General features: G+C 71.3%; 21 protein-coding genes. 10 read left to right on the top strand and 11 right to left on the bottom strand.

The genetic code is table 11. From position 1 onward, the window contains the following. Nucleotides 1–109: 109 nt before the first annotated feature. Nucleotides 110–2,884, bottom strand: coding sequence for a M14 family zinc carboxypeptidase (locus OOJ91_RS06885; protein WP_266243707.1), 2,775 nt, complete (start codon nt 2,882–2,884; stop codon nt 110–112). A gap of 203 nt (nt 2,885–3,087) precedes the next feature. Here OOJ91_RS06885 and OOJ91_RS06880 point away from each other — a divergent pair, with 203 nt between their 5' ends. Next, nucleotides 3,088–3,453, top strand: a complete 366-nt coding sequence (locus OOJ91_RS06880; RefSeq protein WP_266245296.1) for an effector-associated constant component EACC1 — start codon at nt 3,088–3,090, stop codon at nt 3,451–3,453. A 32-nt stretch (nt 3,454–3,485) separates the two neighbouring features. On the opposite strand, the gene OOJ91_RS06875 is transcribed toward OOJ91_RS06880, so the two are convergent. From OOJ91_RS06875 to OOJ91_RS06860, 4 genes are all read right to left on the bottom strand, one after another. Next, entirely contained in the window at nt 3,486–4,811 is a 1,326-nt protein-coding gene (locus OOJ91_RS06875; RefSeq protein WP_266243706.1) for a glycoside hydrolase family 18 protein, read from the bottom strand. 120 nt (nt 4,812–4,931) lie between these two features. Next, nucleotides 4,932–5,351, bottom strand: a complete 420-nt coding sequence (locus tag OOJ91_RS06870) for a PPOX class F420-dependent oxidoreductase (RefSeq protein ID WP_266243705.1) — start codon at nt 5,349–5,351, stop codon at nt 4,932–4,934. A 101-nt stretch (nt 5,352–5,452) separates the two neighbouring features. Further along, on the bottom strand, nt 5,453–5,908 hold the full coding sequence (locus OOJ91_RS06865; protein ID WP_266243704.1) for a pyridoxamine 5'-phosphate oxidase family protein: 456 nt from the start codon (nt 5,906–5,908) through the stop codon (nt 5,453–5,455). A 78-nt stretch (nt 5,909–5,986) separates the two neighbouring features. Continuing rightward, on the bottom strand, nt 5,987–6,397 hold the full coding sequence (locus OOJ91_RS06860) for a VOC family protein (protein ID WP_039908518.1): 411 nt from the start codon (nt 6,395–6,397) through the stop codon (nt 5,987–5,989). Nucleotides 6,398–6,516: 119 nt separating this feature from the next. Here OOJ91_RS06860 and OOJ91_RS06855 point away from each other — a divergent pair, with 119 nt between their 5' ends. From OOJ91_RS06855 to OOJ91_RS06835, 5 genes are all read left to right on the top strand, one after another. Next, complete coding sequence (locus OOJ91_RS06855) at nt 6,517–7,410, top strand: NAD-dependent epimerase/dehydratase family protein (RefSeq protein WP_266243703.1); 894 nt, start codon at nt 6,517–6,519, stop codon at nt 7,408–7,410. Nucleotides 7,411–7,458: 48 nt separating this feature from the next. Further along, a complete protein-coding gene (locus OOJ91_RS06850; RefSeq protein WP_266243702.1) occupies nt 7,459–8,862 on the top strand; it encodes a hypothetical protein in 1,404 nt (467 codons plus the stop codon). A 79-nt stretch (nt 8,863–8,941) separates the two neighbouring features. Continuing rightward, a complete protein-coding gene (locus OOJ91_RS06845; protein WP_266243701.1) occupies nt 8,942–10,141 on the top strand; it encodes a low temperature requirement protein A in 1,200 nt (399 codons plus the stop codon). 156 nt (nt 10,142–10,297) lie between these two features. Further along, nucleotides 10,298–11,194: an acetyltransferase gene (locus OOJ91_RS06840; protein ID WP_266243700.1), complete on the top strand. Its 897-nt coding sequence runs from the start codon at nt 10,298–10,300 to the stop codon at nt 11,192–11,194. A 79-nt stretch (nt 11,195–11,273) separates the two neighbouring features. After that, nucleotides 11,274–12,260, top strand: coding sequence for an alpha/beta hydrolase (locus tag OOJ91_RS06835; RefSeq protein ID WP_266243699.1), 987 nt, complete (start codon nt 11,274–11,276; stop codon nt 12,258–12,260). A gap of 73 nt (nt 12,261–12,333) precedes the next feature. On the opposite strand, the gene OOJ91_RS06830 is transcribed toward OOJ91_RS06835, so the two are convergent. After that, on the bottom strand, nt 12,334–13,428 hold the full coding sequence (locus OOJ91_RS06830; protein WP_266243697.1) for an aldo/keto reductase: 1,095 nt from the start codon (nt 13,426–13,428) through the stop codon (nt 12,334–12,336). A gap of 107 nt (nt 13,429–13,535) precedes the next feature. Between OOJ91_RS06830 and OOJ91_RS06825 the strand changes: the two genes are divergently transcribed. Further along, complete coding sequence (locus OOJ91_RS06825; RefSeq protein WP_266243694.1) at nt 13,536–14,159, top strand: TetR/AcrR family transcriptional regulator; 624 nt, start codon at nt 13,536–13,538, stop codon at nt 14,157–14,159. Then, nucleotides 14,152–14,892, top strand: coding sequence for an alpha/beta fold hydrolase (locus OOJ91_RS06820; RefSeq protein WP_266243691.1), 741 nt, complete (start codon nt 14,152–14,154; stop codon nt 14,890–14,892). The genes OOJ91_RS06825 and OOJ91_RS06820 overlap by 8 nt, the downstream gene beginning before the upstream one ends. An 84-nt stretch (nt 14,893–14,976) precedes the next feature. Here OOJ91_RS06820 and OOJ91_RS06815 read toward each other — a convergent pair whose 3' ends face one another. The 3 genes from OOJ91_RS06815 to OOJ91_RS06805 all read right to left on the bottom strand — a co-directional run bounded on the left by OOJ91_RS06815 (nt 14,977) and on the right by OOJ91_RS06805 (nt 18,699). Next, nucleotides 14,977–15,612 (bottom strand): DUF305 domain-containing protein, encoded by a 636-nt coding sequence (locus OOJ91_RS06815; RefSeq protein ID WP_266243688.1) that lies wholly within the window; start codon nt 15,610–15,612, stop codon nt 14,977–14,979. A 75-nt stretch (nt 15,613–15,687) separates the two neighbouring features. Next, the gene (locus OOJ91_RS06810) at nt 15,688–16,581 is read right to left on the bottom strand and encodes a DUF1996 domain-containing protein (protein WP_266243686.1); all 894 of its coding nucleotides are present in this window, start codon (nt 16,579–16,581) and stop codon (nt 15,688–15,690) included. A 234-nt stretch (nt 16,582–16,815) separates the two neighbouring features. Beyond that, nucleotides 16,816–18,699 (bottom strand): Xaa-Pro dipeptidyl-peptidase, encoded by a 1,884-nt coding sequence (locus tag OOJ91_RS06805; protein ID WP_266243684.1) that lies wholly within the window; start codon nt 18,697–18,699, stop codon nt 16,816–16,818. A 376-nt stretch (nt 18,700–19,075) separates the two neighbouring features. Here OOJ91_RS06805 and OOJ91_RS06800 point away from each other — a divergent pair, with 376 nt between their 5' ends. Further along, nucleotides 19,076–22,426 (top strand): S8 family peptidase, encoded by a 3,351-nt coding sequence (locus OOJ91_RS06800; protein ID WP_266243681.1) that lies wholly within the window; start codon nt 19,076–19,078, stop codon nt 22,424–22,426. A 51-nt stretch (nt 22,427–22,477) separates the two neighbouring features. Here the strand turns inward: OOJ91_RS06800 and OOJ91_RS06795 are convergent, their stop codons facing one another. Then, entirely contained in the window at nt 22,478–22,963 is a 486-nt protein-coding gene (locus tag OOJ91_RS06795) for a DUF2231 domain-containing protein (protein WP_266243678.1), read from the bottom strand. Between the two features lie 87 nt (nt 22,964–23,050). After that, the gene (locus OOJ91_RS06790) at nt 23,051–24,079 is read right to left on the bottom strand and encodes an SEC-C metal-binding domain-containing protein (protein ID WP_266243676.1); all 1,029 of its coding nucleotides are present in this window, start codon (nt 24,077–24,079) and stop codon (nt 23,051–23,053) included. Nucleotides 24,080–24,196: 117 nt separating this feature from the next. Here OOJ91_RS06790 and OOJ91_RS06785 point away from each other — a divergent pair, with 117 nt between their 5' ends. Next, on the top strand, nt 24,197–26,266 hold the full coding sequence (locus OOJ91_RS06785; RefSeq protein WP_266243673.1) for a phosphocholine-specific phospholipase C: 2,070 nt from the start codon (nt 24,197–24,199) through the stop codon (nt 26,264–26,266). Nucleotides 26,267–26,356 lie beyond the last annotated feature (90 nt).

Here is a 26,356-nt window from a genome sequence, read left to right as displayed (position 1 = left end):
TCCGCACAGGCGGCGGCTGTCCGGCCCGGTCAACGGCGAGTTCGGGCCTGTCCCGAACAGTTCGTTCGGGACAAGACGTCGCTCAGGCGCTTCGCTGTGCGGGGGACGGTCAGGCGACCACCGATCGCAGCGGCACTCCGGCGGCGCGCAGCGCGCGTACCAGATCGGCGGTGAACGGGTGCTCGTCGGCCTGTAGCCCTCGCGGGTTGGGGATCACGACGTACGCCGAGGTGCCCTTCGCGGACGTCTGTGCGTCGGTGGCGAAGCGTTCGACGATGGCCCGCGTGCGAGCCAGGTCCGTCGCCGCCACCTCGATCGTGATCGGCCGCCATCCGCCGCCGAGGTCCGCCGCGACCGGCGCGGCGGCGGCGCTCGCGCGCGCCGCGTCGATGCCGGGCGCGCGTCGGGCGTCGGGCACGCCGGGCGGGTAGAGCAGCGCGTTCGCCACCAGGTGCAGACCATTTTCGTTGTACGCCCGGAAGAGCGGGTTGAACGCGAACAGCACCGACCTGCCGGCGCCGGTCGGCTCGTCGACGACGGCAGCCGTGCCCTTCAGTATGTCCGCGCCGACTGTGTAGCCGTTGGCCCAGAACGTGTCGCCGGTCGGGTAGGTGAGCACGTTCGTCCCGGTGGTGCTGGGGTTGAGGATCGGGTCGCTGTTGTTGAACTCGAAGTCCTCGGCGGGGCGGCCCAGGGCGACCGGGTTGTCGGTGTCGACGTCGACCCGCAGGTGCGAGCCGATCACCAGGTAGTCGGCGGGTGTGGTCTTCTCCGTGGTGGAGGTGAGCCCGGCGGCGCGGGCCAGCCGCGTGCCCTCGTTGCGCAGCCCGACGTAGGTGTGGCCCTGGGCGATCCAGTCGCGCAGGTGGGCCTGCCCGGTGGCGGTCAGACCGCCTGTCGCGCTGCTGCCGTCGGGGACCAGCAGCACCGTACGCCCGGTGAACGCCTCGGTGTTGTCGTTGATGTCGGCGGTGGTGACCGGCTTCAGGTCGAGGCCCCACCGTTTGCCGAGCACGTAGCGGGCCTCACCGTGCGAGCCGGACGTGGTGGAGATGCCGGTGCCCTGGAACAGTCCCACGTCGGGCAGGGCGAGGCTCGTGCCGGTAGGTCGTCCACCCGGGGTGAGGGTGACCCCGGCCGCCTTCGCCAGGTCGTCGACAGTACGGCTCAGTCTGGCCGCCGGGATCGCGACCCGGCTGGTGGTCAGGTCCCGCACGAGCGGCACGCCGCGGCCGAGCAGGGCGAAGGTGAACTCCGCGGCGGCGGCCGAGTCAAGCGGGTACGTGTAGGAGCCCCACGGCCACGCCAGCCCGTTCCGACCGCCGGTGACGCCCCGGACGAGCTGGGCCTTCGGCCGGACGGTGTCCCCCGTGTAGATCGTGGACACACCCATCAGCAGCGGGTTGCTCCAGGACGACACGTCGTAGAAGTAGGGGAACGGGACGTACGGGTCCTCGCCCATGATCGCCTGGATCCAGTGTTTCTGTGGCTGGTCCATCGGAATCCAGTACGCGCCCTTCGGCACCGTCACGTTCGTGGCGCTCCGGCCGCCGAAGACCCGCGCGGTGGGCACCCGGGTGGGCTGCCGCACCTCGTACACCTCGACGTCCATGCGGCGCAGCCGCTCGACGAGCCGGCGGACGTCGGCGAGCTGCCTGTCGGGCAGCAGGAAGTAGGAGCGGATCGTGACGGCCGGCACCGGGAACTGGACCTCGTTGGTCGGCTGCACCACCTCGTTCGGCTCCAGCATGCCCGCCCGGCCCTCGGCGAGCGCGTCGGTCCAGATGTCGAAGTAGCCGTCCAGCACCTCACGTTTGTTCGCGGCGGCCCAGCCGAGCGTCGACCACTGGGTGTGGAACTGCTGCTGCACCCGGTCGGCGACGGCCGAGGCGCTGCCCTTCTCGTACGTCATGCCTGCAGCGCCGAAGCCGGCGGTCGGCACGGTGTCGCCGTAGCCCATGAAGAACAGGTCGTACGTGTCGTAGTTGAAGTAGCACTCGGTGGTGACCGTGTCGTCGCAGGCGCCGTTGTAGCCGAAGCCCGCCTTGTTTGCCTCGCCGATCCGGTTGATCCAGTCCACGGCCTCGCCGGCGATCTCGTGGTGGATCGGGTCGGCGTTGGGCGGGAAGAAGTACTGCCTGCCGCCCATCTCGTGGGCGTCGATGAACACCTGCGGCGGGTAGCGGCGCAGCAGTTCGAGCTTGCCGTCGGTCTCCTGCTGGGTGCGGGCGAACCAGTCCCGGTTCAGGTCGAAGCCGAACTCGTTCTGCCGCCTGGTGGCGTCGCGGCCGTCCGGGTTCTGCGTGGGGACGATGATGGTGACCAGGTTGTCGTTGCGCCGGGCGACCTCGCAGGACAGGCCGGCGGCCAACTCGTACAGCGTCTTGAGCGCCGCGTCGGTGCCGCTCTTCTCACCGCCGTGCACGTTCGCGGTGACCCACACGATGGCCGGGCCGTCCTTCGCCGTACGGGCGGCCGTCCGAGCGCTCGTACGGCGGGGATCGCGCAGGTCCCGTACGTCGTCGGCGATCTTTCGCAGGGCGGACGGTCGCACGTGGCGCTCGTTGGACACCACCGCGTACGGCAGGGGCTGGCCGAGCACGCTCGTGGCAGTCACGCCCGTGACGACCCGGTCGGAGGCCCTGTCGACAGCCCCGAGGTAGGCGCGGACCTCGTCGTTGGTGACCACCCGCTCCTGCCCCGCGCCGAGGGGGAAGCCGAGCGCGGCCTCCGGGCTCGGCACGGTGCTGATGCGTGCGGTCGGGTCGTCGCTGCACGGCGCGGGTCGGGCGGCGCCGGCGGCCGACGTGCCGCCGAGCAGGGGAGTCATGCCGACCAGGAGCGCGATCGTGGCGGCGCCCGCCAGCCGCTTCGGGGGGACCATCCAGAACGGACGTGACGATGGGGCCATGTCTCGGGTTCCCTTCTCGGGGAAAGCCTCGCAGTGGCCGGAGCCTATGAACCGGCCGACACGACGGTCAAGGGTTGATCGACATTCTTCACTACACGGCGTGCCGGTACCGATGCGGACTGGCAGGATGATGCGGTGGGCTCGTCGTCCTCTCGAAGGAGCAGGCCGTGTCGGAGATGATCAGGCTCTCGGTCCATCCGGATTCTCCGTCCGCCGATGCTCGGCGGTCGCTGGCGTCCTGGCTGCGTGCCGAGGACCGGCTGCGCGACGGGGTGAGGTCAACGCCGCCCGATGAGGTGTCGGCCGACGACACGGACGTGCTGCGGGTGGGAGTCGGCGACGCGGCGTCCGCCATGGTGCTGGTCCAGGCGGTCGCCGGCTGGCTGACCCATCGTCGCGAGGACGTGACGGTGCGGCTCGCCGGCCCGGGCGGGTGGTCGGCTGAGTTGGACGTCCACCAGGCTCGTGACATGGACCAGGTGACCTCCGTCATCGAGGCCGCGGTGCGTTCGGTGACCCCGGAAAAGGGGCGGCTCCCCTGATCACCTGATCAGGGGAGCCGCGCTGGGTACGCCTACCGGGTCGTCAGGCCCAGGCCGATCGTCTTGGTCAGCGTGGCGTTGTCGTCGTCGCCGTCGAGCGACCAGATCATCGCGCCACCCAGGCCGGTACGCCTGATGTAGAGCATCTTCTGCAACACGACTGCCGGATCGTCGTACGTCCAGAAGGTCGTACCGTCGAAGAGCCAGGCGTGTCCGGCGCGCAGGTCGCGGTGCACGGTGTACCCGTTGCCGGCGAGGGTCTTGAGCTGCTTGTAGTCCTCGTACCCGGCTTCGTACGTCGCCGGGGCGGGCCCGGCGGCCGGTTGGAACAGCCCGTTGCCGCCGCCGGTGACGCCGGTCCAGCCGCGACCGTAGAAGGGGATGCCCAGGACCAGCTTGCCGCGCGGCGCTCCACGGTCGAGCCAGCCGTCGATCGCCACCTCGACGGAGAAGTCCGGGTTGTCCGGCGAGCCCGCCGGCACGCGCAGGGCGGACTGCTGGTTGGCAACTGCCTCCCAGCCGCCGTGGAAGTCGTACCCCTGCACGGTGCCGAAGTCGAGGTACTTGAAGATCTTGCGGCCCTCGTAGCCGGCGTCCATGGTGGCCGGGTTGGCGGGCAGGAACGCGGTCAGCGGGTGGTGCGCGCCTGTCGTGCGGCCGTACGCGTCGAGCTGGCGGCGGAACTCGGCGAGCAGCTTGGTGAAGTTCTCCCGGTCCTCCGGGCGGATGACGTTGCCGGGCTCGCCGTCCCAGTTCGGCCACTCCCAGTCGAGGTCGACGCCGTCGAAGACGCCCGCCGCGGCACCGGGGCTGCCGGGCAGGTTGCCCTTGAGGTACAGGTCGATGCAGGACGCGACGAACGCCTTGCGGGAGGCGTCGGTGCGGGCGGCGTTGGAGAAGTACGTCGACCAGCTCCATCCGCCAAGCGAGATCAGCACCTTGAGGTCGGGGTGCTTGGCCTTCAGCTTGGCGAGCTGGCCGAAGTTGCCGTTGAGCGCCTGCCCGGGGGCGTCGGCGACGCCGTCGACGCTCTCCTCGGCGGGGACCGGCCGTTGGTAGTCGGCCCAGGCGTCGCCCTCGCCCGGCCCGCCGTCCACATAGCAGCGGCCGTCCTCGCTGACGTTGCCGAAGGCGTAGTTGAGGTGGGTGAGGCGGCTCGCCGCCCCGGAGGCGTCGAGCTTCTTGATCGTGAAGGCCCGGCCGTAGATGCCCCACTGGGTGAAGTAGCCGACCCGGTGGTAGCCGGGCTGGCGGTCGGGCCTGCCGCCGGCGCTCGCCACGGTGGGCGGGGCGGCGGTGAGCAGCAGTGTCGCCAGGGCGACGACGGCGGTGAAACGGCGGTGGCGCAGTTGTCGCATCGGCACTCCCACGAGGGATCAAGCAGAATTAGTAAAGACACTTATCTGATTGATGAAGTTAAGCCGATCACGCTCTGCGGTCAAGAGCCGTCACTCCGCCGCCGTCCCTGCGGCGGGCGGTCAGCCGACCTGGCTGTTGTCCTTGAGCGAGCCCCAGCCGTGCCAGCGGTCGATCTCGATCAGGGCGCTGACCCGAGCGCGTTCCCGCCGGGGATAGTCATTGCCCGTGTAGTGCCGGGACAGCCGGTCGATGTCCGCGAGATCCTCGTCGGCGCGCAGTTCGGCGACGTGCCCGACGATGCTGACGTGGGTGTACCAGCCGGCCTCGTCAAGCACCGTGAGCGACACCCGGGGGTCGTTGCGGATGTGCTCCAACCGGCGGCGGCTCTCGTCCAGGTTCACCAGGATCCGACCGTCCTCCCACAGGTACCAGGTCGCGGCGGACACCGGCTGACCACCGTTGCGAAGCGTCGTCATGACTGCCGGGTTCGGCTTCTGCAGCATCTCGACCGCGGCCTCGGGAAGCGGTGGCTTGGACATGAGGGCTCCTCCTCGCATGAGCGTTTACCCCTGCACGGTACGCACCCGCCCGGCCCGCGCACGCCAGGACGCGGATTGCGGCGCGCGGGAGGCCGAGTGGCTCAGTCGAGCCAACGACCGTCGCGCATGAGGACGCGTCCCCGCAGCTCGTTCGCCTCCCGCCAGGCCTGGATGCGCTGCGGCCGGATCACGAAGTACTGGTAGGGCTCGTCCAGCCCGCTCGGGTCGAAGCCCGTCCTGGCCGCGAACGCGTCGCGCCTTCGAGGGCCGAGGTCGGTGCTGTCCACCGGTTCGGCGACGCCGTCGACGATGACGACGTCGCGCGTCGGCCCCAGGCTGAGCCGCACCCGCGCATCCGCCAGAAGGTTGCGGCCGGTGACCGAGTCGCGCGGCGTCGAGATAAGGAAGGCGGTCCCGTCCCAGAGAAACGACAGCGGAATGAGGTGTACGCCGCCGGGCGAGCCCGAGGTCGCGACCCACAGATCGATGTCGCTCTCCAGCCTCTCGCGCGTGTCTCTCAGCCGCTCCTCGAGCCCACGCGGTGGCACGCCCGCCATGTCTCCTCCAGTCAGATCCGTGATCCTCTGGTGCTGCGCCTCGGCGCGTGCACGTCCCCAGGCGGCGAGACACATGGCTCAGCGCAGTTCCTGGATGCGGACCATGTTGCCGGCCGGATCGCGGAAGGCGCAGTCGCGGATGCCGTACGGCTGCTCGGTCGGCTCCTGGACGACCTCGGCGTCGCCGGCCTGCACCTTCTCGAAGGTGCCGTCCAGGTCGTGGGTGGCCAGCAGGATCCACCCGTAGGTGCCCTTGGCCATCATCTCGGCGATGGTGCGCCGCTCGTCCTCGGTGATGCCCGGGTCGGCGGCCGGCGGCGCCAGCAGGATTGACGTGCCGGGCTGGTCGACGGGGCCGACGGTGATCCACCGCATCGTGCCCTGACCGACGTCGGTGCGGACCTCGAAGCCGAGGACGTCGCGGTAGAAGGCCACCGAGGCGTCCGGGTCGACGTGCGGAAGAACTGTCGTGTGAATGGTGATGTCCATGCTGGCCATGCTAGGTAGGACCCCCGGCCCGTACTTCTCGATTCCTGATCGATGCGGCTGGTGGCGGCGCGGACGCACCCGCGTGCGGGGTGTCCCGGCCGGCCGGAGAGGATGGGGCCATGACCGACTCCGTACTCCCCGGACGCGTCGTCGTCACCGGCGCCACCGGCAAACTCGGCCGCGCCGTGGTCGCCCACCTGCGCGGCGTGGGCGTCGACGTGCTGGCCGTGGACCGTGTCGGCGGGCGCGACCCCCGCGACGTCGACGGCGAGTTCCTGCTCGTCGACCTGACCGACTACGGGCAGGTGGTGGAGGCGTTCACCGGAGGGGCCGACGAGCACGCCGGCGGCGTCGAGGCCGTCGTGCACCTGGCCGCGGTTCCGGCGCCCGGGCTGATGTCCAACGCGGCCACGTTCGCGAACAACTCCGCCGCCACGTACAACGTCTTCGCCGCCGCCCGGGCGGCCGGCATCCGGCGGGTGGTGTGGGCGTCCAGCGAGACGGTGCTCGGGCTGCCGTTCGACACCCCGCCGCCGTACGCGCCCGTCGACGAGGAGTACGCGCCGCGACCGGAGTCGACGTACTCGCTGAACAAGGCCCTGGAGGAGGAGATGGCGCGGCACTTCTGCCGCTGGGACCCGGAGCTGGTCATGGTGGGTCTGCGGTTCTCCAACGTGATGGACGTCGAGGACTACGCGCCGTTCCCCTCCTTCGACGCCGACCCGCACTCCCGGCGGTGGAACCTGTGGGGCTACATCGACGCCCGCGACGGCGCCCAGGCGGTCGAGCGGGCGCTCGCGTACGACCGGCCCGGCGCGGACGTGTTCATCATCGCCAACGCCGACACCGTCATGACCTCGTCGAGCGCCAGCCTGATGGCCGAGGTCTACCCGGGTGTCGAGATCCGTAAGGACCTCGGCGAGCACGAGACCCTGCTCAGCATCGACAAGGCGCGGCGGGTGCTGGGCTACGAGCCCCGGCACTCGTGGCGCGACCACGTCGACCTCCGGTAGGTCACCTCGGCGGGTAACCCGGTTGTGCCGTACGCCCAGAATGTATACGTGGCCCTCGATATCGATCACGTGTACGTGCCTGTCAAGTTCGACCTCGGCGGCACGGTGCAGGACGTCGAGCCGGCGCTCCCGCTGCTGGCCAGGCTCGGCGCCACCTCGGTCGACGTCGTCCAGCACGAGGAGACCCGGGCGTACAACATCTCCTACCTGGCCACCCATCCGCCGGTGCTGCAGATCTCCCTCGGCACGTCGCCGGTGCGGATCGGCCGTACGACCTGGGCGACAAGCACCCGGATCGTGATCTACCCGGCGCTCGGCGTGATCTCGGTGGATCTGCGGTTCGCCGCGCCGGAGCCGGCGGTCGGCACCGAGGAGATCTGCCGGTTCTACGACGACCTCGTGCGCGAGAACACCCTCGACTACTTCCGGCACCTGCGCGACCTGGACACCTTCCCGCCGAACCTGGCCGGGCACCTCAGCGTGATCGAGGCCGAGCCCCGGGAGCACGGCGGGCTGACCGTGGCCGCCCACGTGCAGGCGGTCCGCGCCATCCTGCGCGCGTCGGAGGGCTTCGAGCCTCGGGAACGCCGTTACCCGTTCCAGAACATGCGTCAGTTCTTCGTCCTGCGCGGTCCCGAGCGGAACGAGAACGACCCGCTCGTCGAGTCGCTGCTGCGGCTCTCCGCCCTGCCGGTGACCTCGGGCTCGGCGGCCGACGACGGGCCGCTGCGCCTGCCCGGCCTGCTGGTCCGCACCACCGGCTGGTCCACCGTGGCCGTCCTGCACGACGGGGTGGAGAGTGCGCCGACGGCCGTACGGATGGTCCAGGACATGTACGGCCAGATCCACGCCCAGTGGTTCTTCTGCCAATTGTGGGTGGGGGTGGACCCGAACGACCGCGACGAACTCGTCGGGCCTGGTCACTCGCTCGGCGCGCGCATCACCCAACTGGCGCGGGTCCAACTGCAACTGAGCCGAGGGTTGGCCGAGGTCGGCAACGTGGACCTCATGTACCGCGATCCGATGCGCATCGCGGTTGCCACGTTCCTCATCGACGGGCTGCGGGTTCCCCGGCACCTCCAGGCGGCCCGGCAGCGCCTCGAACTGCTGCGCAGCAATCTGAGCCAGCTCTTCGGGTTGCAGACGGCGCTGTTCCAGCAGCGTCTGCAGTGGCTGTTCGCGGTCACCGCGGTCGCCGGCGTCGCGGCGCTCCTGCCGGAGATGTTGCAGGTCGACAGCATGCGTTGGCGGATCGTGACCATCGCTCTGTTCGGCGCGTTGGCGCTGTTCTGCTGGCTGCTGATCCGGCTGCTCGGCCGCGCGGGCCTGCGGACGGACCGGCGGGTGCGACCGCGGCGGCGGGCCCGGACGAGGCGTCCGAGGCGGTGGCGGCGCGGGGTCGGTCGAGCGCGAGGCGGCATCGGCGACCGTCCGCCGGGCGATCCGGCATAACCGCCGGGCGTACCGACAGACCGGGATAAAGTCCCCTCAACGGGTACGAGGCGGGACCGGTCGGCGAGGGGGTGCGGCCATGCTGACGCGCACCTGGATGCGCGGGCTGGCCGACAGCAGGAGCCCGCGCTCGGCGACCGTCCTGGAGCTGCTCTTCGACATCGTGTACGTCTTCGCGCTCGCCCGTCTCGCCGGGCGGGTCGCCGACGACCTGACCATCGTCCGGCACACACTGCTGTCCGAAGCGGGCCAGACGCTGCTGTTCTTCACTGCGGTGTGGATGATCTGGGCCCTCAACGCCCAGTTGGCGAGCACCTACGACCCCCGGCGCACCGATCTGCAGGTCGTCCTGCTGGCGACGATGTTCGGCACACTGGTGCTTGCGGTCTCCCTGCCGCAGGCGTTCGGCCAGCGCGGCGTGATCTTCGCCTGCACCTACGTCCTCATCCAGATCGGCAGACCGCTCTACCTGACGTTCGCGCTGCGGGGCCATCCGAGCCAGTCGTTCGCGGTCCGGGTGCTCACCTGGCACACGGTGTCCGGCGCGCTCTGGATCAGTGGCGGCATCGACGGAGGCCTCGGCCGGGGCGTCTTCTGGACCCTCGCGGTGGCCGTCGAGCTGATCGGGGCCGCGACCACCTGGCCCGTGCCCCGGCGCGGCCGACGACCGCTCGCCAGCATGGCCGAGGTCTCTCAGGTGCACCTCGCCGAGCGGTTCAACCAGTTCTTCATGATCGCGCTGGCCGAGGTGGTGCTCGAAGCCGGCGCCGCAGTCAGCTTTCCCGGCTTCTCGACCGGACGGACCATCACGCTGGTCGCGGCGTTCGTGTCGGTGGTGGCCTTCTGGCGGATCTACTTCTACCACGTCGGACCGGGCCGGCAGCCCACCGGCAGCGCCACCGGCGAGGGCCTGGAGCTGTCCCGGTGGGCGAGTTACAGCCTGCTGTTGATCGTCGGTGGCATCATCTGCACCGCCGTCGGCTTCGGGCAGGTCATCGAGGATCCCCACCCGCCCATCGACTGGGCTCTGGTGGCCATCATCTTCGGCGGCCCGGTGCTGTTCCTGATCGGCCGGAGCTATTTGGAGCGCAGGTACCGGTCCGCTCCGCGCTGCCAGATGTTGTTCGTCGGCGCGCTGGTGCTGGCGGTGGCCGCGCTGCCCAGCGTCTTCCTCCCACCGGTCGCCGTGACCGCCGTGGCCGCGTTGATCCTCGCCGGCATCGCCGTCGCCGACGGGCAGGTCCACAGACGCGGCTCGGAGACCAACCCGACGTTGTGAGCCGGGCATTGTGGGGTGCTGGCGTTTCGCGTATGTTGGCGGGCACGCCGTCGAGCCGAGAGGAGGTCAGAACAATGTCCGATGTTCTGCGCCCCCTCCGCGCACAGGCGTCCACGCGGATCTGACCCGGGGCGCTCGCTTTCCGGAGGTCCACCAATGACCACTCTGGTCATCCGCCCGCTCGTCGCGGGCGAGGAAAACCTGTTCGACTCCATGATCGATCCGCTGCCCCAGCTGCGGCAGATCGCGTACGCCGACGGCATCACCGGCGGCGGCTATCGGCCCGAGAGAACCTGGGTCGCCCTGCGCGGCGGCCGGGTGGTCGGCCGGGCGGCGTGGCTGCTCCCGCCCGGGGCGGTGGGCGCCCCCTGGCTGGAACGGTTCGACCTGGCCGCCGAGCCGGAGGTGGGCGCCGCGCTGCTGCACGCCGCCCACGAGGCGCTGGGCGGTCCCCGTCGGTACTACGCCGCCCTGCCCGCGCACTGGCGACGCCGACCCGAGGTGCTGGCCGTCGTCACCGCGCCGATGGAGGCGGCGCGGCTCGCCGGGCTTGTCGAACACGGTGAGCGGCTGAGGTGCTCGTGGACGGGCACGCCGCTGCCGACGACCTCCGGGCGGTACAGCTTCCGTCCACCAGTGGACGCGGCCGAGATCAACGCCCTGGTCGCCCGGGTCGCGGAGCCGGACGTGCTGACCGGCATGGAGATCGCGCGTGCCGTCGCCGGCGTCGACCTGGCCAGCGATCCGCTCGCCTGGCTGGGGGAGTCGACCGACAAGTGGCGCGTCGGGGTGCGGGCCGGGCAACCGGTGGGCCTGGTCGGCACCGCCGGTGACGCCTGCTACCCACTTCTGGCGTACCTCGGCCTGCTCGACGACGCGGCGCGCGGTGAGCTGCTGGCCGAGGCGGTCCGGGTGCTCGCCGCCGGAGGCGCCCGGGAGGTGATCGCCGACGTGGACGCCCACCGCGTCGCGGTGCTCGCCGAGCTGGAACGCACCGGGTTCCGGCAGCTCCGCTCGCGCGTGCTGTTCGAGCCGCCGGCCGAGACGGCGTAGCCACTCGGGGTGCGCCCCGCGTCACCCGGGGCGCACCCCGCACCGGCGGCAACGCCGCCTCCTGCCAGGATCTGTGCCCATGCCGGAGATCATCGCCCTCGTCGTCGGCGGATCGGCGCTTGTCGTGGCGGCCGTCGCCGGGCTCTACCTCTGGCCGCTGCGCCGCCGTGAGCTGCGGCTCGTGCCGGCCGACCCGCTGGACTTCGACGCCGCCACACGCGTCGCCGAGACCATCCGGGCGGCGGAGACCGCGGACCCGGACATCCGGCCGGAGTCGCGCAGCCGCCTGCTGAGCCACGGCTCGCGTACCGACAGGGCAGTGCTGCTGCTGCACGGATACACCCTCGCGCCGGAGCAGTACGACGAGTTGGCCGAGGTGTTCTTCGCCCGGGGCTACAACGTGTGGATACCGCGGGCGCCGCACCACGGCACCGTCGACACGCGGGCCCACCACCGGGTCGAGGCCGCCGAGCTGACGACGTACGCCGCGCAGGCCGTGACGGTCGCGGCGGGCCTGGGGCACGAGGTGGGTGTCGTGGGCATCTCCGGCGGCGCGGTGCTTGCCGCCTGGCTGGCCCAGGTCCGTGGCGACGTCGTGCGGCGGCTGCTGGTGCTGTCGCCGTTCTTCGGCCCGGATCCCCGGCAGGCGCCGGCCTTCGCGGTCCGACCACTCATCACGCTGTACGGGCGTCGTCTCCTGCGTGATCGCGTCACCTCGCGGGGATACTCGTTCTCCGCCGTCACGCAGTACCTGACGATCGCACGGACGCTGCCGCGTCCGCCACGACGGACCGGCCTGCTGAGCGCGGCCGTGGCGATCAGCCCGCTCGACGCGGTGGTGGACCCCGGCGCGGCGGTGACCGTGCCGCGCCGGATCGCGCGGGCGAACGGCGTCACACTGCGGGTCTGCGCGTTGCCGGAGTCGTGGGGCGTCCGCCACAACACCCTCGACCTCACCGCGCTCGGCGCCGACGCCGCCGAGCTGCTCCGGCTCTACGTCGACCTCTACGAGGGTGGTCCGGCGCCGACGTCCGGGCTCGTCGAGACCGTCACCGTCGGCGGCTGAGCGCGACCGCCGACCCGGCGGCGCACCGCGGAGCAGTCGACATGCCTCCGCGGCGCACCGCTGCGGGCCGCGACTACCGCGCCGCCGCGTTGAACACCGGCGGGGCGTAACCGGCGGGCTTGTCGCCGATGCCGAGGCCGGGGCTCACCACCCAGGACTGGTACTGCGGGGTGAACATGCCGTACGGCAGTCCGAGGTTCGGGGCGCTTGCCTCGTCGAGCCGACGGCGGGCGTCGGCCGGGATCTCGAAGTCGAGTGCCTCGAAGTTGCTGCCGACCTGCTCGGCGCTGCTCGCCCCGATGATCACCGAGCCGACGGCGGGCTGGGTGACCACCCAGTTGATCGCCACCTGCGCCATGCTGCGTCCCAGGTCGGCCGCCACGCTCTCCAGCGCCTCGATGACCTTCCAGTCGTCGGAGCTGATCTCCCGACCCGCGGCGTTGGGGGTGGTCAACCGGCCGGTACCGCTCAGGCCGTCGCCGGTGCGCCGGTACTTGCCGCTGAGCAGGCCGCCGCCGATCGGGCTCCACGCGGTGAGCCCCATCCCCACGGTCTGTGCCATCGCCACGTACTCCGCCTCGATCCCCCGGCCGACCAGGGAATAGGGGAGCTGCAGGTTGATCATCGGAGCCAGGCCGTGCGCCTCGGCGTAGCTCTGCGCGCGGGCCGCGTACCAGGCCGGCACGTCGGAGAGCCCGGCGTACCGGATCTTGCCGGAGCGCACCAGGTCGTCGAGGGTGTGTACGACCTCCTCGATCGGGGTGATCCGGTCCCAGGTGTGCAGCAGGTACAGGTCGAGGTAGTCGGTGCCGAGCCGGCGCAGCGACGCCTCCACTGCCCGCATGATGTGCTTGCGGCCGTTGCCGCTGGCGTTCGGGTCGGTCGGGTCGACGGTGTTGGTGAACTTGCTGGTGAGCACGAGCCGGTCGCGAACGTCGGCCCTGTCGATCAGGCGGCCGAGGATCTTCTCGCTCTCCCCGGCGGTGTAGAAGTCCGCCGTGTCGATGAAGTTCCCGCCCGCCTCCAGATACCTGCGGAAGATCGGCTCCGACTCCTCCTCGGTCTTGCCGTACGCGGCGTGGAAACCGTCGACGCCGAAGTTCATGGTGCCCAGCGCCAGCCGGCTCACCCGCAGACCCGAACGTCCGAGCAGGTAGTAGTGGTTCATCGTGGTGCCCTCTCGATCGTGATGGGGGCGCGGACCCGACCGCGCGTCCCCGACCATTGCTCGGCAAATCTGGACCTGCAAGTCCAGAACTGGGCTAGGGTGGGGCCATGACACGCGCGTTGACCCGCAAGGGCGAGGCGACCCGGGCGCGGATCGTCGCCGGCGCGGCGGCCGAGATCCGCGAGCGCGGCGTCGACGAGGTACGCCTCGAGGACGTGATGGCCCACACGGGCACCAGCAAGGGCCAGCTCTTCCACTACTTCCCGGACGGCAAGGAGGAGCTGCTGCTCGCGGTGGCCCAGCACGAGGCCGACCAGGTGCTCGTCGACCAGGAGCCGATGCTCAGCAACCTGACGTCCTGGTCGGCCTGGCAGGCGTGGCGCGACCGGCTCATCGAGCGCTACCTCGCGCAGGGCGTGAAGTGCCCGCTCAACGGTCTGCTCGGCCAGACCGGCCGACGCGCTCCGGGCGCGCAGGCCATCGTGACGGGGCTCATGTGGCGGTGGCAGGAGGCTATCGCCGTGGGCATTCGGCACATGCAGTCGACAGGCGACATCGCCGGGGAGGTGGACGCCGACCGCGCCGCGGCGGCGCTGCTGGCCGGCATCCAGGGTGGCGTGCTGCTGCTGCTCTCCACCGGCAAGATCGACCACCTCGAAGCGGCTCTCGACCTCACCATCGAACGCCTGCGGGCGGCACCGACAAATCGGGGAAGGCACGTCAATGAATGAGGACGGCGACCGTCCGCCGCTGGTGCTGCTGCATGGCCTCACCTTCGACCGGCGGCAGTGGGATCCGGTCCGCAGCGAACTCGCGGTGATCGAACCGACCCGGCGGGTCCTCGCCGTCGACCTCCCTGGTCACGGCGACTCACCCCGGCGGGACTCCTACCGGATGGCGGAGGTCGCCGCGGTCGTGCACGGCCAGGTGACCGCTGCGGGTCTCGCCGATCCGGTCGTGGTGGGGCACTCGGTGGGCGCGGTGGTCGCCACGGCGTACGCGGCACGCTATCCGGTGCGCGGAGTGGTGAATCTGGACCAGATCCTGCTGCCCGGCCCGTTCGGTGCGGCGGTACGTCTGGCCGAGCCGACGCTGCGCGGCCCGCAGTGGCGGGAGGTGTGGGATCGCATGCTGGCGGGGATGGGCATCGAGTCGCTGCCGGCCGAGGCGCGCGAGGTCGTGACGACGGCGACCGATCCCCGACCGGACCTGCTGCTCGGCTACTGGGACGAGATCCTGCACGGATCCGACGAGGAGATCGCCGCCGCGCGACGTCGGGACCTGCGGTCCATCGGCGAGCGGGCGATCCCCTACCGCTGGGTGACCTCGGCCGAGCCGCCGGCCCGCTACCGGGCCTGGCTGACGGAAACCCTGCCGGAGGTCACGGTGACCGTACTGCCCGGTAGCCACTTCCCGCACCTGGCGGAGCCGGCGACGATCGCCCGTCTGCTGTCCACCGACTGACCCCCGCCCGCACGCCCACCCCCTCGCCGTTGATCAAGAGGTTTGCGTCATCCCTACCGGCGTGTCGTGACGCCAACCTCTTGATCACCGAGGCGGGCGGGGGTTGGGGTTGGGGTTGGGGAGGTTGTTCAGGTGGGTCTGGTTGGTGTGGATCAGGGTGGTGGCCAGGGTTTTGGTGGTGGGGTTGGTGCCGGCTTTTTGTTCCGCGGTGGCGACTCGGACCGTCTGCGTGAGGTACGCGCGCAGGTGCGCGGCGAGCAGGCGGTGGAACGTGTTCCCGGTGGCCGACCGCAGCGCGGCCAGCTCGTCGGCCGTGACCATGCCCGGCATGTCGTGGCCCTCGTGCGGGTTGGTCGTCGGCGCTCCGGCCTCGCCCAGCAGCTCGCGGGACCGGGTCAGGTCGGCACTGTTGCTGGCCCGCACCTGGGCGGCCAGCCGTCGCCAGGTGGGGTCGGTGGTCCGGGTCGGCACCAGGTCCAGCACCGGCAGCAGTCGCTGGGTCATCGCCGCCGTCAGTTGCAGCCAGGCGATGTCGGTGGGGCTGAAGGCGCCTGGCGATGAGACGTTCGACGCTGTGGACGCGGCCGGCGCGGCCGACTGTGGCGCGGCCGACTGTGGCACGACCGTCGGTGGCGCGGCGCTGTCCGCGGTGCCGGGTGACCCACCCGCGCAGCCGGCGATGAGCACCGTCACCGTGAGCAGCGCGACGTGGGCGCGCACGCGGCCTCCTTCCCGTCCCGCGGCGGGCGGGCCCGGCGTGACCGGGCCCGCCGCCTCGGGTGCGACGGTGTCGGCTCAGATGGGTCGGCCGTCGTGCCCGCACTTGATGACCGGGCGGATGCAGTCCTGGACGCGGCGGGCCATCTCCGCGGTCGGCCAGGCGTTGAAGAAGTCGCCGTGCATGGTGTAGCCCGGCCCGGAGGCGAGCCGGAAGTGCGACGGGTCACCGTTGACCGGGTAGCGCAGCACCTGCCGGAGCTTCGGCACGTGCACCGGGTGGGTGCTGGGGCAGGCCTGGTTCACCGGGTACGCGAGGTGGCTCTTGTGGTCCGCGGAGTCCAGGTCCCGACCGTTCCAGCACTGCGGGAAGTCCAGGTACGACTCCAGCATCGTGCCGGCCGGGCAGTTGACGAAGTCCTTCGACGGTGGCACCTGCCCGGCGTGCAGGCAGGACCAGCGGGCGATGCTGTCGTTCGCCCCGGTGGCCTTCGCGTTGCCCGCGACGAGTCGCAGGCCCTGCGGGATCGGTTGGGTGTTGGCGACGACGTCGGCGCGGACACCCTCACCGAGGTAGTAGAACGTGGCGATGGCCGGCTCCACAGCGACGTTGTCCCGGTAGAGGGTCGGCACCCAGTACGACGAGACGTCCACCGCCGGGTTGCAGGTGCTTGTGGATTTCACCAGGTCGGGGAGCGTGGTGTTGCCGTTCGTCACCGTGCTGCCGAAGAAGCTGTGCATGTGTGAGGCCCCGGGCAGCCCGGGAAAGACGATCGGGTCGTCGGGGAGCCGGTGGCTGTACGTGCAGTCGGCGGGGAACTCGGCGACCCGGATGACATTGGCGACCGGGGCGGCGTCGGCCCGGTCGGTGGTGGAGACCAGGTAGGTGCCGAGGAGCGCCAGCAGGGCGCCGATCGCCGTGGCGAGGCGTAGCCGGCGGGGGAGGTGGGAGAGGGGTGCGGCCCTGTCCATCGCGTGACTCCTGTCGGGACGGGCCAGGGGCAGCTCCGACGCCGCCGCCGAAGACGTCGGGGTCTGGCCTGGCCGGATGTGGCGGTGGGCCTGTCGGCCCGAGGCGAGAGAGCGCTCTCACCACCCCAGCGTCACCCTCAAGTCGACAGTTGTCAATACATGCGGCAGTTGGTGCACATGACGCGGGTGGGGCGGCCCGACGAGCCGGACCGCCCCACCTGTGCCGCGCTGAGATCAGAAACCGAGGACGGCCCGCCCGCCGACCACCGGCAGCCGTAGCTCGCTGTCGTTCGGGGCGACCCGCAGCTCGGTGCCGCCCAACGGCAACAACGTGTACTCCTGGTCGGTGGAGAAGACGACCACGCCGATCCGGTGCCCCGCCGGGAAGATGTAGTCCTTCGGCTCCATGGTCCACCGGTAGTCGTACAGCTTGCCCTGCTTGACCGGCTCGGTGCGCACGGCGCTCTTACGGTTCTGCGGGTCCATCCAGCCGCGCGTCACGACTGTGGGCGCGTCGGTCGACCCGGCCGCCCCGTAGTCCACCAGGTACGCGGTGAGGTTCGCGTCCGGCTTGTTGTCGATCGCCATCCGCACCCGCATCTCCGGGCGGCCGGAGATGCGTACGCTCTGGGTCAGCGCGGGGGAGCGGTAGGCGAGGCGGTTGGCGCTGGCCGTGTCCGGATCGGCGACCAGGGTGTCCGGGTGGATGGTCCGCCCCTCGTCGACGAAGCTCTGCTCGACGCGGGCCTTCGGCGGCTTGCCCGTGGTCAGCGTGCCCGGGGCGCTGGCGTCGGTGGCGGCGAAGCGAAGCCCGACCTCGCGGGCGGCCGGGTCGGGCCAGTTGGCGTACGTGGTGTAGGCCCGGTCCTCGCGCTGGAGCACCGCGGTCGGCTCGTCCATGATGCCGTTGCGCACGTTCCACAGCCAGAAGTCGAACCAGCGGTTCTCGGTCTGCTTGTAGGTCCACGTCTGGCCGCTGGGCAGGGTCACCGATGCGCTGCTGCCCGGGCCGCCGTGCCCGCCCTGGTGCAGCCAGATCTTGCGCGGCACGTCGCGCTTCGCCAGCTCGTCCCACCAGCCGGCGAAGTGCTCGGTCTTCACGTTCCAGTCGTTGAGGCCGTGCACGACGAAGACGCTCGCCCTGACGTCGCGGGCGTCGAGGTAGTCGCGGTCCTGCCAGAATTTCGAGTAGTCGCCGGTGGCTCGGTCCTGCTTCGCGGTGATCGTCGCGAGCTCGTCGGCGCAGGGCCCCTCGGCCCGCTCCTGTCCGGCCGTGTACTGGGCCAGGATGTCGAGGTCCTCGCCCTGGAACGTCCCGGGCGCCACCACCAGGCCGTTGGCCCGGTAGTAGTCGTACCAACTGCTGATCGCCGAGACCGGCACGATGGTTTTCAGCCCCTTGACCCCGGTGGTGGCCACCTGGTTGGGCAGCGTCCCGTTGTAGGAGACGCCTGTCATGCCCACCGCGCCGGTGGTCCAACCGGCGGTGACCGGGGCGCCGCTGGCGTCGTACCCCCTGGCCCGGCCGTTGAGCCAGTCGATGACGGCCTTGGTGCCGAGCGTCTCGGCCTGGTCGCCGCTGGTCGGGCAGCCGTCCGAGTCGCCGGTGCCGACGCTCTGGCCGAGCACCACCGCGTACCCGCGCGGCACGTAGTAGTCGTCGAGCGAGCCGGGCAGGTTCGCCTTCGCCTGCGCCCGCTGCGTGCCGGCGTCGAGCGCGCGACGCCCGTCGCGGTCCGTCCGGCCGTTCTGCGGCAGGTCGTCGACGAGCACGCTCGGGTACGGCACGTCACCCCAGGTGTCCTTGCGGTACGGGCTGTGCTCGAAGATGACAGGCACCTTGAAGCCCTGGGTGGCGGTCTCCCGGGGTCGGGAGATGTCGATCGCCACCCGGTCGGGACGGCCGTCGTGGTCGGTGTCCACCGGGGTCTGGACGAACACCCGCTCCTCGATCGCGTCCGCGAGCGAGAACACCGGCTGGGTCATGCCGTCGGCCACCACGATGCCGGTGGGCGCGGGAGGCGTGGGCGGGGCGGCCGCCGCGGTCGGGGCGGCGCTCAGCACCAGGGCGCCGGACACGCCGACGCTGAGAAGTGCCAGATGGCGGGGTCGACGCACGCGCGTCTCCCTTCGGTCGGGCTGGTTGCCGGGTCTCGGCACGGGCCAATCACGAAGATCCATTCGTCGCCATGCTAGGGCCTGTGTCAAAGCCTCGGCTCGACCGAGGCTTTGACACAAAACCTTGGGCCGGGTGGGCGGACGCGTCGATCCCTTCGGACGGGCATGCGGCTTTCGTTCACATTGGAAGACCGGGCGCGGGCGGCGGTAATCGAACCGACATCGAACCGGGACCGGCGGCGACACGCGGCGGAAATCCCGCGCGGGCCGGGCAGAAATTGCTCCCTCGCGAACCCTTGAAGATCCCGTACGCGGACCTATGATCTTGCAAAAGTCGCCCAAGAGGCGCATTTGTCCACATGAGACAGGAAACTAGATGCTCAGGAAAACGCGCTGGCTGCTGGCCGTCGCCGTCACGGCCACGGCGCTCACCGCCGTGCCCGGCGGCACTGCCACAGCCGGTCCCAGCGGAGGAGCCCTGCCGGGCACACCCGGCACCTCCGCCAGCCCCACGACCCACACCGTCACCCTGCTCACCGGGGACGTGGTGACGGTCCGGAGCACCGGGTCGGGATGCCCGCAGGCCACGGTACGGCCCGTCGACGCGAACACAGTCATCCGCCAGACCTGCGGCCCGGACGGCCACCTGCACGTCCTGCCCGCCCGCGTCGAGTCCCAGATCGGCTCGACCCTCGACCCCGACCTCTTCGACGTCACCGCGCTGATCGCCGACGGGTACGACGACGAGACCACCGCCAACCTGCCGGTCATCGTGCAGCCCGCCACCGCGTCGGCCCGGGTGGCCGCGCTCGGCGACGTGCGGTCCCTGCCCAGCATCGGCGCGGTGGCCGGCCACGTACCCAAGAAGAGCCCGGCCAGCGCGAAGCTCGCGACCAACTCGCTGCTCGCCGGCGCGAAGAAGGTCTGGCTCGACCGCAAGGTCCACGCCACCGCCCTGACCGGCGCCGACGAGCGCGGAAAACTGGACCGCAACCTGGGCCAGATCGCCGCGCCGGAGGCGTGGAAGGCCGGCTACACAGGCACGGGCGTGCGGGTCGCGGTGCTCGACACCGGCGCCGACTTCACCCACCCCGACCTGGCCGGCCGGGTCGTCGAGCGGGCCGACTTCACCGCCGAGGGCGGTGACGCCGTCGACCACAACGGCCACGGTACGCACGTCGCGTCGACGATCGCCGGAACCGGGGCCGCCGCCCACGGCCAGCGTCGCGGCGTGGCGCCCGACGCCAAGCTGGTGATCGGCAAGGTCCTCGACGACCACGGCTCCGGCGCCGACTCCGGCATCATCGCCGGCATGGAGTGGGCCGCGGCCCGCGCCGACGTCATCAACATGAGCCTCGGCGGCAGCGAGGCCGACGACGGCAGCGACCCGCTCTCGCTGGCCGTGGACGGTCTCAGCAAGCAGACCGGTGTCCTCTTCGTCATCGCTGCGGGCAACAGCGGCGCGCAGATCTCCTCACCCGGCTCGGCCGCCAGCGCGCTCACCGTCGGCGCCGTCGACCGCGACGACAAACTCGCCGACTTCTCCAGCCGCGGACCGCTGGTGAACAGCCACGCCGCCAAGCCCGAGCTGGTCGCCCCGGGTGTCGACATCGTCGCCGCCCGTGCCGCCGGCACCAACCTCCAGGACCCGATCGACAGGTACTACGAGTCCCTCAGCGGCACGTCGATGGCGACCCCGCACGTGGCGGGCGCCGCCGCGCTGCTCGTCCAGCGGCACCCCGACTGGACCGGTGAGAAGATCAAGGCGGCCCTCGTCGGCGCGTCCGACCCGCTGACCGGCATCGACCCGTACGCCGTCGGGGCCGGCCGCCTCAACGCGGCCCGTGCCCTCGGCGGCCCCACCAGCGGCCAGCCGGTGGTCAACCTCGGCACGTTCGCGTACCCGCAGTCCGGCACCAGCGAGACGAAACTGAGCTGGACCGGCGGGTCCACCCCGGCCACGACGGTCCTCGACCTCGACGTGTCGATCGTCAACCACGACGGCCAGCCCGTGCCGCGCGGTGCGGCGTCGCTGTCGACGACCCGGGTGACCCTCAAGCGGGGAGCGACGGCGGGCGCGACGCTGCGGATCAACCGCGCGGCGCTGGCCAACCGGCCGGGTCTCTACCTGGCCACCGTCACCGCCCGCACCGGGCACACGGTGGTCGCGTCCACCCCGGTGAGCTTCTTCGTGGAGCAGCCGAGTTACGACGTGACGATCCACACGAAGCCGATGCCCGGCCTGCGGGACGGCGCGGAGACCTGGATCAACCTCATGGTCACCAACCTGACCGACCCACTGCTGTACTACGGCGGGGCCGGCGGCACACCCGGAGACACTTTCACCCTGCGGGTTCCGGCCGGCCGGTACTCGGTGCTCGGCGCTTCGATCGCCTACTACGTCGACAGCGACGTGCAGGAGACGACCCTCACCGCGGCGGGCGACCTGGACGTGCGCGGCGCCCGGACCGTGACCCTCGACCCGGCGCAGGCCCGGCCGGTCACGGCCACCGTCGACGGGGTCCCCACCAAGCCCACCCGGGTCGACGTCACCACCTTCCAGACCGCGGTGAACGGCCTGTCGTGGTGGCACCAGATCAGCGGGTTCGGGGTGCCGACGGCGGTCCGCAGCACGGCGATCCCGAAGCCGACCATCGGATCGCGGCGCACCTGGGCGGCAGTCAACATGGACTCACCGGCCGGCACCGCCAAGCCCTACCGCTACAACCTCGTGCACGAGTACGCCGACGGCGTGCCTGCCGACCCGTCGTTCCGGGTGACCAGGGCGGAGCAGGCCCGGCTGGCCCGCCTCGACGAGCGGTTCCACCAGACCGACTCACCGGAGATGTCCACCCAACTGGTCCGCCTGGGCTCGACCCCCGACGGGGTGCCGGTGACCCAGACCTACGAGGGCCCCATGCCGCCGAACCGGACGTCCTACCTCTCCCCGGAGATCGTCTGGGCCGACGAGGGCGTCTACGGCGGACTGCCGGCCATGGAGGCGCCGCGCCAGTACCTGCCGGGCAGCCGGCAGTCCACGGTCTGGGCGCGCCAGCCGCTGCACTCCGACTGGTACGACGACCCGACCGGTGCGAACTGGAGCTGCGCCACCGCACCGGCCCGCACCCGGGGCAACCTGCACGTCGACATGGTGTCGCTCACCGACCAGCACCAGCGCGCCGACTGCCTACAGGGCGAGGCGATCGGCGTGAAGCGCACGCTGTCGCTGTACCGCAACGGCACGCTGGTCGAGGAACGCGACGGACCCGCCGCCGACTTCACCGTCGCGCAGTCGATGGCCGACTACCGGTTGACCCTCGACGTCGACACCAGCCTCATCCTGCCGATCTCCACGAAGGTCACCACGTCGTGGACGTTCCGGTCGGCCGGGCCGGACGGGACCGGGAGCGTGCCGTTGCCGCTGCTCGCGGTCGACTACGCGCTGCCGATGGACCACGACAACCACACCGTCGGCGGGACCGCGGAACTGGCCGTCCGGCAGGCGCACGGCGTGAGGGCGCAGAAGGTGACGTCGATGCAGGTCTGGACCTCGACCGACGACGGGGCCACCTGGAAGGCCGCCCGGGTCACCGGCAGCGGCGACGGGTACCGGTTCGAGCTGCCGAAGGCCGCATCCGGGCAGGCCGTCTCGCTGCGCGTGAAGGCCGCCGCCAACGGTGGCAGCGGCATCGACCAGACCATCATCCGGGCGTACCACGCCGGCTGAGAGTCGAAGCGCGGGTGCGGCCAGGCTCCGGCCGGGCCGCACCCGCGTGCGTTACTGGCCCTCCCAGACCGCCTTCGCGCCGGAGTCGCCGGTGCGGACCACGTAGTAGACGGCAGTACCGGCGGCCAGCAGCGACAACACCTGCAACGCCACGGTCAGCGTCCGACCGGGGCGGACACCCTCGGCGGTTCGGGGCGGGACGAACCAGACCAGGGCCAGCGCCACGACCGCCAGCCCGATCGCCGCATAGAGGGTGAGGTCACCGAAGTGCTGGTGCGCCTCCAGCTTCGGGAGGAACTCGGGCGTGACCCGGTTGGCCGAGCGCAAGCGCTCGAAGAAGGCGTCACCGGAGAACTTCGCCAGCAGCGCGCAGATCGGTGCGCCCACGGCGAGCAGGCCCAGCACCCAGCGTGTGTGCGGTCGGACCAGCGGGACGAGCGCGTAACCGATCGTCAGGAGAGCCAGCAGCGGCACGAACACGACAGCGGCGTGCAGCACGAGTGGGTGGGCGGGGATGCCCATGAACTCCTCGAACATCGGCGTCTCCTCCGGTCGGGGTGGACGTCGATCGCCCGGGAGGGACGTTATCGGTCGAGCAGGGACATGTCAGCCCCCGAGATCACCTCAACTGCGCGAGCGCGGTAGGCAGTCCTTCTTGTACTTCAGGCCGGAGCCGCACCAGCACGGGTCGTTGCGCTCCGGTGGCCAGGGAACCCGCGCGCTGGGTCGCGCCGACACCTCGGCCGCGTAGCCGGCCCGGACCGCCGCGTCGGCCGGGTCACCGTCGCGTCGGTCGGCGAACGCGTCCAGTCCCGCCACGCTCGCACGGAACACGCCCAGCCCGCTCCGGCCGGCGCCCGTCAGCCGGACCAGCTCCTTCTCCAGCCGGGCCCGGTGCGCGTCCCAGTCCGGCCCGTACACGTCGGTCAGCTCGGGGTGTTCGGCGAGCAGACGGTCGAACTCGGGCCGGGGCCAGAGCAGCAGATCCGTTTCGCTTCCCTGACGCTCGGCGGCCCGGCGGACGAGTTGGTTCTCCAGGCGGTCGGCCAGATCGTCCTGCCGATCGTGCGGCAGGTTGAGGTCCCGGCGTACCCGGTGGCGCTGTTGCAGGAGGAGGAAGAGCACACCTGGCGCGTCCGGCGGACCGACCTCCGGGTCGGCCGACGCCGGCCCGGCGGCGGTCGCGCGCTCGCCGAGCAGGGTGTCGACCGCCTCGCTGAGCCATCGCTCGGCGATCGCCGAGCGGCCGGCGGCGTCCAGCGCCGCGCTGACGTAGGCGGGCGCGTCGGGTTGCGTGAGCAGCAACGGGCGCAGCGCGGTCAGCTCCGCCATCGCCTCGTCGTCGCGGTCGCCGGCCTGGAACATCACCCGGGCCCGCAGCGCGCGGGCGACTCCGGCTCGGGGATCGTCTGCGGACGGGTACGCCGCCAGCGCCTGGTCCGCGTACCGCAGCGCGGCATCGGGCCGGGCCCGGATCCGGGCGATCTCGGCGGCCAGGGTCAACGCGTCCCCGGCGTCGTCCGGATCCTCCAGCCGGCCCTGCCCGGCCGCGTCGGCGATGTCGGCGGCGACGCCGAGCGGGTCGGCAGTCCCGAGCGCCGAGCGGCGGAGTTCGGCGAGGTCAGCCTTGGTGAGTACGTCTCTCGTCGGCACGACCTCACGGTACGTCGGGGTGCTTCCGCCCGGCCGAATTATGGCCATCTGCCGTCAACCAGCCCTCGGTAGCGTCAGATCGTTGGTTTCTCGACCAGACCGCACAAAGGGTGAGCTATGGGCACGGTGGATCGCCGTACGTTCCTCAAGGCAATGGGAGTTCCCGCGATCGGCGCGGCGCTTCCGCTGGATCTCAGCAAGGCGCTCGCCATTCCGGCGAACAATCGGACCGGCTCGATCAACGACGTCGAGCACGTGATCATCCTCATGCAGGAGAATCGGTCATTCGACCACTACTTCGGCAGCATGCGGGGCGTACGCGGCTTCGGTGACCCGCATCCGGCGACGCTGCCGTCCGGCAAGGACGTGTGGCACCAGCCCAACGGCGCCGACGAGTTGCTGCCCTTCCGCCCCGAGGTGGAGGACCTCGGCCAGACCTTCCTGCCCGACCCGCCGCACGGCTGGAACGACGGGCACGCCGCCTGGAACGACGGCCGGTTCGACAGGTGGGTGCCCAACAAGGGCGTCACCGCGATGACGTACCACACCCGCCAGGATCTGCCCTACCACTACGCGCTCGCCGACGCCTTCACCGTCTGCGACAGCTACCACTGCTCGCTGATGGGGCCGACCGACCCGAACCGCTACCACATGTGGAGCGGCTGGGTCGGCAACGACGGCAGGGGCGGCGGCCCGGTCATCACCAACGCGGAGGCCGGTTACGACTGGTCGACGTACCCGGAGCGGTTGGAGCGCAACGGCATCTCCTGGAAGATCTACCAGGACGTCGGCACCGGCCTGAACGCCGCCGGCTCCTGGGGCTGGACCAACGATCCCTACATCGGCAACTACGGCGACAACTCGCTGCTCTACTTCCACAAGTACCAGAACGCGCAGCCCGGAACGCCGCTCGCGGATCGCGCCAAGACCGGCACCGAGATCCGCACCCAGGGCCGCGACCCGGAGGCGCTGCTCGCCGACTTCCGGGCCGACGTCGAGGCGGGACGCCTGCCGCAGGTCTCCTGGATCACCGCGCCCGAGGCGTACACCGAGCACCCGAACTGGGGACCGGCGTTCGGCGCGTGGTACATCTCGCAGGTCATCGACATCCTCGCCGCGCACCCCGAGGTGTGGAGCAAGATGGCGCTCTTCATCACGTACGACGAGGAGGGCGGCTTCTTCGACCACGTGGTCCCGCCGACGCCTCCGCAGACGCGCGAGCACGGGCAGTCGACAGTGCCGATCACCAACGAGATCTTCCCCGGCGACGCGGACCACCCGGCCGGGCCGTACGGCCTCGGCGTCCGCGTTCCGATGATCATCGTGTCGCCGTGGACGCGCGGCGGCTACGTCAACTCCCAGGTCTTCGACCACACCTCGCTGATCAAGTTCCTGGAGACGCGGTTCGGGCACGGCCGGCCGGACCTGATCGAGAAGAACATCACCCCGTGGCGACGCGCAGTCGTCGGCGACCTGACCACGGCCTTCGACTTCCGACACCCGAACCGGTCGCGCCAGGTGACGCTGCCGAACACCGACGACTTCAAGCCCGACGACCTCGTCCGGCACCCCGACGAGGTGCCGGTGCCTCCGGTCGACGGGCGGTTGCCTCGGCAGGAGCGCGGGGTACGTCCGGCGCGGGCGATCCCGTACACCCTGCACGCCGACGGCCACGTCGCCGACGGCGCGTTCCGGATCGACTTCCGCAACACCGGCGGCGCTGCCGCCGTACTCCAGGTCCGCCAGGCCGGCAGCGCGGACGCCCCGCGCAGCTACACGGTCGAGCCGGGCAAGCGCCTCTCGGACACCTGGACTGTCGGTTCGTCCCACGACCTGTCGGTGCACGGGCCGAACGGCTTCTACCGCCGCTTCGCGGGCGGCCTGTCGCACGTCGACGTCACCGCCTCGTACGACGAGCACACCCACAAGGTCGTCCTCACGCTGGGCAACAGGGGTGCGAAGCGGGTCGAGGTGACTGTCCGGGACGGGTACCACTCCCGGCCGGTCACGCTGTCGCTGCGGCCCGGCGAGACCGAGCGGGCGACGTGGGCGCTCACCCGCACCCACGGCTGGTACGACCTGACTCTCACCGTCGCGGGTGACGCCGGCTTCGCGTACCGCTACGCCGGTCACGTCGAGAACGGCAAGGACAGCATCAGCGACCCGTCCCTCGGCGGACTCGTCTGACGGATGCCCTGACACCCAGTGGGGGCGGCCGCCGGCGTTCGCCCCGGCGGCCGTCACGCTCCGTGTCGTGCCCGTCGTCCTGACGACCGT

This window comes from Micromonospora lupini (genome assembly GCF_026342015.1).
In the GTDB taxonomy this organism is placed as follows: domain Bacteria; phylum Actinomycetota; class Actinomycetes; order Mycobacteriales; family Micromonosporaceae; genus Micromonospora; species Micromonospora lupini_B.
This window is presented reverse-complemented; position numbering and strand designations above follow the sequence as displayed.